Source organism: Candidatus Methylomirabilota bacterium (assembly GCA_036005065.1).
In the GTDB taxonomy this organism is placed as follows: domain Bacteria; phylum Methylomirabilota; class Methylomirabilia; order Rokubacteriales; family DASRDR01; genus DASYQW01.
The window spans coordinates 1-12,466 of sequence record DASYQW010000175.1 but is presented as its reverse complement, the minus strand read 5'-3'; the positions used below and the strand labels follow the sequence as shown (position 1 = coordinate 12,466).

Annotated in this window: 6 protein-coding genes and 1 pseudogene; 4 read left to right on the top strand and 3 right to left on the bottom strand. The window is 71.2% G+C overall.

What is annotated here, in order from left to right:
* The first annotated feature begins 28 nt into the window (after positions 1-28).
* Together VGW35_12840 and VGW35_12835 are read left to right on the top strand one after the other, a co-directional pair.
* Positions 29-1,570 (top strand): ABC transporter substrate-binding protein, encoded by a 1,542-nt coding sequence (locus VGW35_12840; GenBank protein HEV8308541.1) that lies wholly within the window; start codon positions 29-31, stop codon positions 1,568-1,570.
* Between the two features lie 19 nt (positions 1,571-1,589).
* Positions 1,590-3,152, top strand: a complete 1,563-nt coding sequence (locus tag VGW35_12835; protein HEV8308540.1) for an ABC transporter substrate-binding protein — start codon at positions 1,590-1,592, stop codon at positions 3,150-3,152.
* A 9-nt stretch (positions 3,153-3,161) separates the two neighbouring features.
* Here the strand turns inward: VGW35_12835 and VGW35_12830 are convergent, their stop codons facing one another.
* Positions 3,162-4,835, bottom strand: a complete 1,674-nt coding sequence (locus tag VGW35_12830) for a mucoidy inhibitor MuiA family protein (GenBank protein ID HEV8308539.1) — start codon at positions 4,833-4,835, stop codon at positions 3,162-3,164.
* A 272-nt stretch (positions 4,836-5,107) separates the two neighbouring features.
* Between VGW35_12830 and VGW35_12825 the strand changes: the two genes are divergently transcribed.
* Complete coding sequence (locus tag VGW35_12825) at positions 5,108-5,557, top strand: DUF2214 family protein (protein ID HEV8308538.1); 450 nt, start codon at positions 5,108-5,110, stop codon at positions 5,555-5,557.
* A 2-nt stretch (positions 5,558-5,559) separates the two neighbouring features.
* Complete coding sequence (locus tag VGW35_12820) at positions 5,560-9,705, top strand: tetratricopeptide repeat protein (protein ID HEV8308537.1); 4,146 nt, start codon at positions 5,560-5,562, stop codon at positions 9,703-9,705.
* 30 nt (positions 9,706-9,735) lie between these two features.
* Here the strand turns inward: VGW35_12820 and VGW35_12815 are convergent, their stop codons facing one another.
* Both VGW35_12815 and VGW35_12810 read right to left on the bottom strand, forming a co-directional pair.
* Positions 9,736-10,506: an enoyl-CoA hydratase/isomerase family protein gene (locus tag VGW35_12815; GenBank protein HEV8308536.1), complete on the bottom strand. Its 771-nt coding sequence runs from the start codon at positions 10,504-10,506 to the stop codon at positions 9,736-9,738.
* Positions 10,503-12,146: pseudogene (locus VGW35_12810) on the bottom strand (thiamine pyrophosphate-requiring protein). The gene VGW35_12815 and the pseudogene VGW35_12810 overlap by 4 nt, the downstream one beginning before the upstream one ends.
* Positions 12,147-12,466 lie beyond the last annotated feature (320 nt).

The following is a 12,466-nucleotide window of genomic DNA, read 5'->3' as shown; positions in this document are numbered from 1 at the left end:
CCACGACACGTTCGGAGGGAGAACGGACATGGACAGTCGTCGCGATTTTCTGAAGACGCTCGGACTCGGGGCCGCGGCGGCCGGCGGCCTGCTCGGCGAGGGGCGCCCGGGAGCCGCCCAGACCACCCAGAAGCGGGAGCTGGTCGTCGCGCAGGGAGGTGACATCTCCAAGCTCGACCCCCACTTCTCGACGTCGTCGAACGACATCCGGGTCTCCTTCAACGTCTTCGACAACCTGACCAACCGCCACCCGGACGACAAGCTGAATCCCGGGCTGGCCCTCGAGTGGAAGAACAGCACCCCGACGTCCTGGACCTTCAAGCTCCGGCCGGGCGTCCGCTTCCACAACGGCGATCCGTTCAGCTCGGCCGACGTCAAGTTCTCGATCGAGCGGACCTACGACCCCAACGTGAAGACGATGGTGTCGAGCGTCTTCACCACGATCGACCGCATCGAGGCGCCCGATGCCTCCACGGTGGTCTTCCACACCAAGAAGCCGGACCCGCTCCTCCCGGCCCGCCTCGCCTTCTACGGGGGCCAGATCGTCCCCAAGAAGTACCTCGAGCAGGCCGGCGCCGACGCCTTCAACGCGAAGCCGGTCGGCACCGGTCCCGTGCGGTTCGCCTCCTGGACCAAGGACGACAAGCTCGTGCTGGAGGCCAACCCCGATTACTGGGGGGGGAAGATCGACGTGGACCGCGTGATTTTCCGGCCGATCCCGGAGACGGCGCCGCGGGTGGCCGGGCTGGTCAAGGGCGAGCTCGACGTGATCACCCAGCTCACCCCCGACCACTGGGACCGCGTCAATCAGAGCCCCACGACCAAGGGCGCCTCGGCGCTCTACGCCGGTCTCTACGTGCTGGGCACGAACTCCAAGGTGGCGCCCCTCAACAACTGGACCCTCAAGAAGGCGATGCAGCTCGCGGTGGACCGGGAGGCGATCGTCAAGGAGCTGTGGCGCGGGCGCGGCGTGGTGCCGAACGGGCCGATCGCCAAGGGCGACAACCACTACGACGTCGGCCTGCCGCCCCTCAAGTACGACCCCAAGGAGGCGCGCGAGCTGGTGAAGAAGTCCGGGTACAAGGGCGAGCCGATCTACCTCGAGACGACCGTCGGGCTCATTGCCAACGACAAGCCGATGTCCGAGGCGATCGCCGCCATGTGGAAGGACGTGGGGATCAACGTCGTGGTCGAGGTGATCGAGTTCTCGGTGCGGGCCCAGAAGAACCGGGAGCGGACGTTCAAAGGCCTCTGGTGGTCCGATCCGACCTCGACGCTCCGCGATCCCGACGGCATGATGTGGCGGCTCATGAGCCCCGGCGGGCCCCACGATTACTGGCGGCACCCGGAGTTCGACGAGCTGGGCAACGCCGCCCGCTTCTCCATCGACGAGAAGTTCCGGAGCCAGGCCTACAAGCGAATGACCGAGCTGTTCCTCGAGTACAACCCCTGGATCCTCGTGATCCAGCCCTACGAGGACTACGGGCTCCAGAAGCACGTCGAGTTCACGCCGAACCCGAACCAGGCGCTGGAGCTCCGGCGCTTCAACCTCCGGATGCGCCGCGCCTGACGCCCCCTCGGGGAGCGCCGTGATCGAGTCGGTGGTCGACATGGAGAGCCGTCGCGATTTTCTGAAGGCGCTCGGACTCGGGGCCGTGGCGGCCGGCGGTTTGCTCGCCGAGGGCCGGCCGGGAACCGCCCAGACCACCCCGAAGCGGGAGCTGGTCGTCGCGCAGGGGGGTGACATCTCCAAGCTCGACCCCCACTTCTCGACGTCGTCGAACGACATCCGCGTCACCTTCAACCTCTTCGACAACCTGGTGAGCCGCCATCCGGACGGCAAGCTCCAGCCCGGGCTCGCGACCGAGTGGAAGACCACCGGCCCGACCACCTGGCAGTTCAGGCTTCGCCCGGGTGTCCGGTGGCACAACGGCGACCCATTCAGCTCGGCCGATGCGAAGTTCAGCCTCGAGCGGACCTACGACCCGGCGGTGAAGGCGCGCGTCAACACCGTGTTCACGGTCATCGACCGGATCGAGGCGCCGGATCCGTCCACGCTCGTCATCCACACCCGGCAGCCCGACCCGCTGCTGCCGGCCCGCCTCGCCTTCTACGGCGGCCAGATCGTGCCCAAGAAATACCTGGAGGCGGTCGGCGGCGACGCCTTCAACGCGAAGCCCCTCGGCACCGGCCCGGTCCGCTTCGTCTCGTGGGTCAAGGACGACAGGCTCGTGCTGGAGGCGAATCCCGACTACTGGGGCGGGAAGATCGACGTGGACCGCGTCGTCTTCCGCCCGATTCCCGAGACGGCGCCGCGGGTGGCCGCGCTCCTCAAGGGTGAGGCCGACGTCATCACCCAGCTTCCGCCGGATCACGGGGAGCGCGTCGCGACCCATCCCTCGACCCGGGTGGTGGGCGCCCTCTATGCCGGGCTCTACGTGCTGGCCGTCAACTCGAAAGTCCCGCCGCTCGGCCACCCGCTGGTGAAGCAGGCGCTGTCGCTGGCCATCGATCGCGAGGCGATCGTGAAGGAGCTCTGGCGGGGCCGCGGGATCGTGCCCAACGGCCCCATCGCCAGGGGCGACGTCCATTACGATGCGGCCCTGCCTCCGCTCGCCTACGACCCGAAGGAGGCCAGAGAGCGGCTCAAGAAGGCGGGGTACCGGAACGAGCCCATCTACCTCGAGACCACCGTGGGCTACACCGCCAACGACAAGCCCATGTCGGAGGCCATCGCCGGGATGTGGAAGGACGTGGGCGTCAACGTCGTGGTCGAGGTGATCGAGTACTCGGTGCGTGCCCAGAAGAACCGCGACCGGACGTTCAAGGGCCTCTGGTGGTCGGACCCCACCTCGACGCTCGGCGATCCCGACGGCATGATGTGGCGGCTCCTGGCCCCGGGCGGACCGCAGGACTACTGGCGCCATCCCGAGTTCGACGAGCTGGGACAGGCCGCCCGCTTCAGCCTGGACGAGAAGTTCCGGGGGGAATCCTACCGGAAGATGACCAAGATCTTCCTCGAGCATCACCCCTGGATCGTCGTGATCCAACCCTACGAGGACTACGGGCTCCAGAAGTACGTGGAGTTCACGCCGAACCCGAACCAGCAGTTCGAGGTGCGTCGCTTCAACTTCCGCCTGCGGCGGACCTGAGGCCCGGGGCTACCGCCCTCCGGCGACCGGCAGGCCCTTCGGGTGGCGGACGGCGTACTCGAGGACGATCTCCTTCTTCTGCCGCGGGCCGAGCGGGACGTCCCATTCCAGGACACCCGGGCGATCCCGCACCTCGCGAAAGCCCGGGGTGGTGCCGTCGCCGCGCTTCACCGTGATCCGCTCATCCTCGCTCACCGGCACCTGGTCCTCGACCACCACGGTGACCGCGCGGTCGCGCAGGTTTTCGATCTCGGTGCGGAAAGCGTGGGCGACCTGCTCATCCCGGCCCGTGAGCCCCTCGCGGGTGCGCCGCGGCGTGAGCACCACGCGCTTCACCCGCACGCGGTTGTCGGCTCCGAAGGGCAGCTCGAGCTCGGCGCCGGGCCCCGCTTCCTGGAGGGCGAACTGGCCGACGTAAGCGGCCCCGGCGAACACTCGCATCGGCCCGGCCAGCAGCGGGTAGTCGGCCGGCGCGGTGGCCCTGGCGACGACATACGCCTCCTCGCGCGCCGCGGGGACGATCCGGTAGCCCAGGGTGGCCGCCAGATCCTGGTTGCGCAGCACCACCCGGTGGTCACGCCCGTCGGCGGCAATCGACGACCGACCCGGCACGACGAAGGTCGTGTTGTAGGCGGTGTGGACGACCTCGGCCTCGAGGGCCTCACCGGGCGTCGCCGTCTTGGGCGGGACCGCGGCGGGGGCGGCCGGCGCGCTGCGGAGAGCGTCCCGGGCAGCGCCTCCCTCCGATTTCGATCCGAGCTCGCCCCCGAGGACCCGCGACCTCGCCTCGATCACGCGAAGGACGACCGGGCTCAGCGCCGGCGGCTGGACGCCCCGCGCGGGCGCCGACGTGGAGAGCTGCAGCTCGACGTCGTCCCAGTCCTCGCCGGTCCGCTGGACCACGACGGCCTCGGACGTGATCGCGATGCGGGACCCCTCGGCGTCGAGCACGGCGCGGTAGGCGGGACGCCAGCGGGCCCCGGGAACGACGTACCCGAGGGTGACGTCGAGCGCGCCCGCCTGTCGGGCCTCCAGGGCGACCCGCACGGTCCGCGTGCGGATCGGGCCCCGCGGCCGGGCGGCGTCCCGGCGAGCCCGGGCGATCTGGAGCCGCTCCTGGGCGGCCTTCCGCCGCTCCTGCCGCGTCACCAGGCGCCGGCCGAGATCGTCGACCTGGGCCCGCACGAACTCGAAGAGGCCCCGGACCGCCTCGGGGTCAGGCCTGCCCTCGGCCAATCGCTCTCCCGCGCGCTGTCCGGTGGTCGCTCGGAGGGCCCGCAGGAATTCGGCCATCTCCTTGTCGGCCGCGTCCTCGGCGTCCAGCCCGGCGAGCTCCACCTCGAGCCGCCGGACCTCGTCGTCGGCCGCGGCGTACTCCGGCGACTTCGGCGGTTCCTGGACTTGCTCGCGTAGCTCGACGGCGCCGATGAGCGCCGGCACGCCACGGGTCGAGACGCGAAGCGAGTCGCGCTCGATCCCGGGTGGAACCTTCTCGAACACGATCTCGCCGGCGCCGGCTGGGACCGTGACGGATGCCCGGCGGGTCACCTCGGCCCGGTCGGGATAGACGACGACGGCGGCCAGGTGCGGGGCCTCGACGCGGATCTCCCCTCCCCGCGCCCCACCGGGCACGGCGAGGAGCAGGACCGGAATCACCACCATCGCAACCTGCTTCACACCCATGGTCGTTCCTCCCTGTGAGCGCGGTCGTCTTGGATGGATGCCTGCGACAGTTAGACGGGCTCACCGGCGCGCCGGTTCCCGGCCCATCCGATGGACGGACGGGGGGCGAGTCCGCGTCAGGCGGTCCCGCCGAGAAAGGCCTGCCGTATCACGCGGATCCGCCATCAGCCGCGGCCACGGCGCCAAGCCCGGCCAGGGGCTCGCCGTTGGGGTGCCGGCCGCGCCCGCCGCATCTCGTCCGGTCGATACGCGGAGGCGGGTATAGTGGACCCGTGGTCTCGGCCATCGTGTCCGCGCTCCACCTGCTGGCGCTCCCGATCGGCCTCGCCAGCGTCTTCCTGCGGGGACGCTTCCTCAAGGGGCCCGTCGATGTCGAGCGCATCCGGAGCCTCTTCGCGGCCGACACCGCCTGGGGTATCGCCGCCGGACTCTGGCTCGTCACCGGGTTGCTGCGCGCGTTCGGCGGACTGGAAAAGGGCACGCAGTTCTACCTCGGCTCGCCGCTCTTCTGGGCCAAGATGGCGCTGTTCGCGATCGTCCTCGGGCTGGAGATCTGGCCCATGCTCACCTTCATCCGCTGGCGCGCGGAGCTGCGCCGCGGCCAGATGCCGGACACGTCGCCGGCGCGGGCGCTGTACCTCGTCAACCACATCGAGATGGGGCTTGTGGTCGTCATCGTCTTCGTCGCCAGCTTCATGGCCCGAGGCTTCGGGCTCCGGTAGCGATGACCTGCCCCCACTGCGGTTACGACAAGAACACCGACGACGCGACCACGTGCGGCCGGTGCCAAGCGCTCCTCAAGAAGGCCGTCAAGCCGGCCAGCCCTCAAGACATCGAGGCCTGGAAGCAGCGGGGGCAAGGCCTCGTGGGGCGGGAACGTCACGAGGAGGCGATTCCCTGGTTCGATCGCGTCCTCCGGGCCCGCCCGGGGGACGGCGAGGCGTGGCTGTTCAAGGGGAACGCGCTCCTCCAGCTCGGGCGCTTCGCGGACGCGCTCGTCTGCTTCGACCGGTGCCTCGAGATCGACCAGAAGGACACGCCGGCCATGGTGGCGAAGGCCGTCTGCCTGCAGAACCTCGGCCGCGCGGCCGAGGCCAACGCGATTCTCACCCGGGGGACCGCCGTGGCCAACGCCAACAAGGCCCGGGATCTCGCCGCCAAGGATCAACTCGACGCCGCTCTGACGCACGCCGACCAGGCGGTGGCGGCCGACCCCGGCCTCGCCGCCGCGTGGTACATCCGAGGCGTCGTGCTGCAGCGCCTCAAGCGGCATCCCGAGGCGGTCGACAGCTACACCCGGGCCCTGGGGCTCGATCCGCGCCTCCTCGGCGCGTGGCTCTCCAAGGGCAACGCCCTGATGGCGCTGGCGCGTCTCGAGGAGGCGCTCGCCTGCTTCGACCGCGCGGCGGAGATCGACGCGGACAATGACCGCGTCTGGCTCAACAAGGGCGTCGTCGAGCAACAGCTCGGGCGAGCCCAGGCCGCGATCGCGTCGCTCCGGCGCTTCATCGAGCTGGCGCGCCCGGAGCACGCCAAGCAGGTCGAGCAGGCCCGGCGGGTGATCGAGGATCTCTCCGGCGCGAAGCCTGGGCCGGCGGGCGCGGCCGCCAGCCGGCCGGCGGCCCCGGCTGTCGGGCCCGTGACCGCGGCGGTCCTCGAACTGGCGACACGGCTCCTGGCCGAGGGGCGGGTCCAGGAGGGCCTGCGGCACCTCGACCGGGTGCTCGCGGCCGATCCCGGCAACGTCCCGGCCCGGGTCAACAAGGGGATCGCGCTCTCCGGGCTCGGCCGCCTCGACGAGGCGCTGGCCGTGCTCGACGAGGCGATCCAGCTCGGTCCCGGGCTGGCCGGCGCGTGGTTTGCCAGGGGCGACTGTCTCCAGGCCGCCGGGCGGCCCCAGGAGGCTCTCGCCTGCTACGACAAGGCCGTCGAGCTGGAGCCCGCGATCTCGGTGTTCTGGAACAACCGCGCCGCGTGCCTCAACGCCCTCGGCCGGCGCGAGGACGCGGTCCAGAGCTGCGAGCGGGCGATCGCCGCCGATCCCGCCAACGTCGTCGCGTGGCTCAATAAGGCCCGGACCGAGGACGCGCTCGGGCGCGTCCGGGAGGCGGCCGCCTCGCTGCGCCGGTTCGTCGAGCTGGCCCCTCCGGAGCTGGGCGACGCGGTCGCGCAGGCGCGCCAGCGGCTGCGCGAGCTGGAGGCGGCGCCCGCGGCGGAGGCGCCGGCCGGCGCGCGCGACATGACAGCTCCCCCGCCCGGAGCGGTCACGCCTCCGGCGGCTCCGGCGCCGATTCCCGGCACGCCGTACCGGAAGGGCGACCTGATCGGGCAGGACTACCAGGTCCATGGCATCCTCGGCAAGGGCGGTTTCGGGGTGGTCTACCTCGTCTACTCACTGGGGGCCCACGAAGTCTACGCGTTGAAGACGTTCCGCGACGAGTACCTGGCCGACGCCGAGACGCGGGCACTCTTCCGACGGGAAGCCCGGGTCTGGATCGACCTCGACCGGCATCCCTACCTCGTCCGGGCCTACCTGGTGGACGAGATCGGCCAGCGGCTCTTCATCGTCACGCAGTACGTGGCGCCCGGGGAGGACGGCCTGAACTCGCTCTCGGGCTATCTCAAGCGACGGCCGCCGGACCTGGTCCAGAGCCTCACCTGGGCGATCCAGTTCTGTCACGGCATGGAATACGCCGGCTCACGCGGCGTGCGGTGCCACCGCGACATCAAGCCCGACAACATCCTCATCGACGCGCAGAAGAGCGTGAAGATCTCTGACTTCGGCCTGGCGGGAGTCATCGCCGCCCGCCAGGGTCGCGACGTCACGCTCCACGTCCACGGGGACACGGTGGGCCTCTCCGCCCAGACGATGGAGGGAAAGGGCGCCGGCACCCCCACCCACATGCCACCCGAACAGTTCACGGACGCCGCCGCCTGCGACGAGCGCAGCGACGTGTACGCCTTCGGCGTCGTGCTCTACCAGATGGCTTCCGGCGGCCGGCTCCCGTTCGTGGCGCCCCTTCCCACCACGGCCGACGCGGCCGGGCGCTTCTGGGCGGCCATGCACCGCCTCCATCGGGAGGCGCCGGTGCCGCCGCTCGACTCGCCGCTCTTCCCGATCATCCGGCGCTGCCTCGAGAAAGAGCCCGCCCGGCGGTATCCAGGCTTCGCGGCGTTGCGGGCGGAGCTGGAGGCGCTCCTGGCGCAGCGGGGGGGCGCCGCCGTGCGGCCGCCGGCGACGGCCGAGCTCGACGCCCGGGAGTGGATCGACAAGGGCATCAGCCTCGCGCACCTGGATCGCTTCGAGGACGCCGTCGGCTGCTTCGACCGGGCGCTCGCGCTCGATCCTGGCAGCGACGTCGCCTGGAACAACAAGGGGAACGCGCTCGGCCGCCTGGGTCGGCGGGAGGAGGCGCTCGCGGCCTACGACCGGGCGCTCGCCCTGGATCCGCAGAACCCGCGCGCCTGGCGGAACAAGGGGATGTGTCTGGGCGACCTGGGCCGGCTCGACGAGGCGCTCCAGTGCCTCGACCGCGGCCTCGAGCTGGACCCCTCGAGCGCGCTCGGCTGGAACAACCGCGGCCGATGCCTCCACCGCCTGGGGCGACTCGAGGAGGCGCTCGCCGCGTTCGACCGCGCCGACGGGCTCGACTCCGAGCTTCCGGTGTCGCGGCGGAATCGCGGTGACACCCTGGTCGCCCTCCGGCGCCCGGCGGAGGCGCTCGAGGCCTACGAGCAAGCGACCCGCCTCGACCCCCTGGATGTCGAAGCCTGGAGCCGCCAGGGAAGCTGCCTGAGCCAGCTGGGCCGGCACGAGGCGGCGCTGGCCTGTCTGGTCAAGGCGGCCGAGCTGGCGCCGGATCGGGCCATGGTCCACAACAACGTCGGACACGCTCTCAACCAGGCGCGGCGCTTCGAGGAGGCCCTCCCGAGCCTGGACCGCGCCCTCGAGCTGGACCCCCGGCTGGTCCTGACGTGGCGGAACAAGGCGGTGGCGCTCAGAGAGCTGGGCAGGCGTGACGACGCGCTCGCCTGCCTCGAGAACGCCCTCGCCATCGACCCGAACGACTCGGCGTGCTGGTACTTCAAGGGCATGACGCTGAAGGACCTCGGCCGCTTCGCCGAGGCCGTCCCCGCCCTGGAGCGGATGCTGGCCCTCGAGACGCGCAACACCCGGGCCCTCGCCATGGGCTGGTTCCACCGCGGGGAGTGCCTGGAGCGACAGAGCCAGCCGGACGACGCCCTCCGCTCATACGAGCAGGCGCTCGGGATCGACCCCGCGTATGCGGACGCGGCGCGTGCCGCCGAGCGGTGCCGACGGCCTCGGCCACCTGCCGCCCCCTCGCCCTCGGAACCCGTCCCCCCGGCGGCGGCCAGGCCGGCGCCGTCGCCGGTTGCGCGGCCAATCCCGCCGCCGGTTCAGGAGGTGGCCGACCGGGGGCTCCGTCTCGCGCGACAGGGTCAGTTCGAGCGCGCTCTCGTCGCCCTCGACCACGCCCTCGGCCAGGCGCCGTGGTTCGGGCGCGCCTGGAACGACAAGGGCGGGTGTCTCATGGCGATGGGGCGCCTGGAGGAGGCGATCAACTGCTTCGACCGGGTGCTCGAGCTCGAACCGGCCTGCCACGGGCTCGCCCTCGACAACAAGGCCCAGTGCCTCGAGGCGCGGGACCGGCTCGAGGAGGCGCTCGCCTGTTACGGGCGAGCGGTCGAGCTCCTGCCCGGGAACGCTACGGCCTGGTACCGCAAGGGCATCGTGGAGGAGAAGCTCGGACACGGCGCGGAGGCCATCGGGTCGTTCCAGCGGTTCCTCGCAGTCGCGCCGCCCGAGCTCGCCAAGGAGATCGCGGACGCGCGGACGCGCGTCGGCTGAGCACCGCCCAGGCTATGTCCGGCAGACGTATCAGCCCCGGAGGCGGCTTCGGGCCTCCCCGATCCGCCGGCGCGCCTCGGGCGAGAACCAGGCGTCGACGAAGGCCCGGCGCAGCTCGTCGAGGGCGGCGGACGCCCGGCGAACCGCGGGGTCTTTGAGCGCGCCCTTGATGGTCGCGAAGGCGTCGGTCGGCGCCTCGCAGAGCCGCCGGCAGAGGACCAGCGCCTCCGCCCGGACGTCTCCGCCGGAGGCCAGGCCATCGATGAATCCCCGACCGAGCGCCTCGGCCGGGCGGTAGAGGGCGCCACCGTAGAGCACCGATTCGAGGGCCGCTGTCGGGATGGCCTGGCGGGCGATCTCCAGGGCGGAGGCCGGGAACGGGAGCCCGAGGCGGATCTCGTTGAGGCCGATGCGGACGTCATCGTCCTCGCGCACGAGTCGCGCGTCGCACGCCAGGGCCAGGATGCATCCGCCGGCGACCGCGTGCCCGTTCACGGCCGCCACCACCGGCCGCGGAAAGGCGAAGACCCGGAGCATCGTCCGATCGAACTCGCGGACGAAAGCGTCCATGGCCGGCCGCTCGAGGTCGTAGAGCGAGACGAGGTCGAGGCCGGCCGAGAAGTAGCGATCGTACCCGGTGAGGACCACCCCGCGGGAGCCGGCGTGCTCCGCGTCCTCGAAGGCCCGGGCGACGGCGCTCACGCTCCGCGGATTCAGCGCGTTGGCCTTCCCGCAGCCGAGCCGGATCTCCGCGACCCCGTCGGTGAGCGCCAGTTCGTAGCCGGGCGCCGTCGGATTCACTTGAAGAGGGAGAAGCCGATCTCCTTGGCGGTGATGAACTCGAGGAGCGCCGGGCGACCTTCCCGGGTCTCGCGGATGGCTCGCCGGATGGCCGGGACGATCTCGCCCGGCGCGGTCACGCGCTCCCCGTAGCCGCCGAAGGCCCGGGCCATCTCCGCGTAGTTGCCCGAGATGTCGGTGCTCCGGTACTTTTCGGTGGCCACCTGCATGATGGGAAGCTCGATGGCCATGCAGAAGTTGTTCAGCAGGATGGAAAGGATGGGGATGCGCTCCCGGACGGCGGTCTCGAAGTCCATGCCGGTGAAGCCGATGGCCGCGTCCCCCCACACGTTGACGCAGAGCTTCTCCGGCTCGGCCAGCTTGGCTCCCAGGGCGAGCCCCAGGCCGTAGCCGAGCTGGGTCGTCTTCCCCCACCCGATGTAGCTCAGCGGCGCCACGCACTCCCAGAAGGGCGAGAGCTGGTCGCGGGGACTGCCGGCATCGTGGGTGATGATCGTGTCGGCCACGTCGACGGTGTGGAGGAGATCCCAGATGACGCGGTAGGGAGAGAGCGGCACCTCGTCGGAGGTGAGCTTCGGCATCCACTGGGCGAGCCACTCGGTCTTGACGGTCTTGATCTCCTGGGCCACGCGCGCCACCCGGCCCCGCGGGCTCCCGTGGAGGCGGTCCTTCACCTCGGCCACCATGGCCTCCAGCGTGAGCCCGGCGTCGCCGATGAGCCCGTGCTCGGCAGGGACGTCCTTGTTGAGATCGGCGGCATCGAGCGTGGCATGGACGATGACCTTGCCGGGCGGCATGGGCACCGCGTAGTTGCTGGTCGAGAAGCTGCAGCCGATCCCGAAGATCACGTCGGCCTGCTGGAGGAAGTGGTGGAGCGCTTTGGGGATGGAGCGGCCGCCCGAGCCGAGCGACAACGGATGATCCTCGGGGAAGGCGCTCTTCCCCTGGAGACTCGTGGTCACCGGCGCCTCCAGGAGCTCCGCCAGCTCGCGGAGCGACTGCCAGGCCCGCGCGTAGTGCACGCCCTGCCCGGCGTAGATGACCGGCCGCTCGGCGTTGACCAGCACCTGCGCCACCTCGGCCACCCCTCGGGGGTCGGGCGCCGTGCGGAGCCGGGGCGCCGGGCGATAGGCGAGCGGCTCGGGTACCTCCTCGGCGAAGACGTCGGTCGGGATCTCGACGAGGACCGGACGGGGTCGGCCGTTCTTCACCTGGGTGAAGGCCCGCCGCAAGGCATCCGGGATGACCGAGGCCAGCGTCACCTGCTCCACCCACTTGGTGACATGGCGATAGTTCAGGAACGAGTTGAAGTTGGGCGGGATGTTGGTCAGGCGCCGCGGGTAGCCGCCCGGGAGCACCACGATCGGCACCGAATCGCCGTAGGCCTGGGCGACGCCGCCGAAGGCGTTCTCGGATCCCGGGCCGTGCTGCATGGCGAACACGCCAATCCGACGCCCGGACGAGAGGCGGCTCACCGCGTCGGCCATGTGGAGGCCCACGCGCTCCTGGCGGACGATGATCGTCCGGATATCGGCCTGGGCAGCGGCCTCGATGATGGGGTTGACGGGATAGCCGATCAGGAACTCGATTCCCTCGCGCTTGAGGATCTCGGCGACGGCGGCGGCACCCTTCATGGCGCTCTCCTTCCCGCCCGGCGAGCCCGGTGCGTGTGGCCTGCGTGAGTCTCAAGAGTGACGGAGTCCCGCCCGGAAGTCAAAGGCCGGGTGGGCGGCGCCGTCCTCAGGGCACGGCCGTCCGCCCGGTGGCAGCCGCCTGCTCCACGGCTCCATGGGCACCTCCTCCTCCGACCGGCATCACCGTGGGGGACACCCGCCCGCGGCCGCAACCGGAATCGGCGCCGCCCGACCGTTGACGCCCGGGAGTCGCGTTGATATAAGGGGCCCACCGTGACGGTCGAGCGCGCGCGGGCTCCCCTTTCGCGGTCGTCATCGCCGGGCAC